The organism is Pseudomonas sp. 2822-15 (assembly GCF_002742515.1).
Lineage (GTDB): Bacteria > Pseudomonadota > Gammaproteobacteria > Pseudomonadales > Pseudomonadaceae > Aquipseudomonas > Aquipseudomonas salomonii.
The window spans coordinates 1-271 of sequence record NZ_LJRY01000311.1; the positions used below are offsets into that span (position 1 = coordinate 1).

1 protein-coding gene is annotated in these 271 nt (G+C 34.7%); it reads right to left on the bottom strand.

The genetic code is table 11. The annotated features are described in order from the left end of the window. Positions 1-75: 75 nt before the first annotated feature. A partial coding sequence (locus tag AOA59_RS27845) for an IS3 family transposase (RefSeq protein ID WP_143522834.1) occupies positions 76-271 on the bottom strand: 196 nt, incomplete at its 5' end.

The following is a 271-nucleotide window of genomic DNA, read 5'->3' on the forward strand; positions in this document are numbered from 1 at the left end:
ATAATGCAGGTGTATTTTCTATCTTCTTTCACTTGTTATATTTTGGAATATATTAATTTCTACTTCCTGTCCGTATTATGACGCTTTTAGTTGTTGACTTGAGTGATAATTTACTTCATATTGATCTGGACTTAAATAACCTAAAGTGGAATGCTTTCGGCGCTTATTATAACGGGCACTTATGTAGTAATTAACAGCTTTCATCGCCTCTGCTTTTGTGTTAAAGCGTCGTCTATAAACCAGCTCTTTCTTGATTGTCGCATGGAAGGAT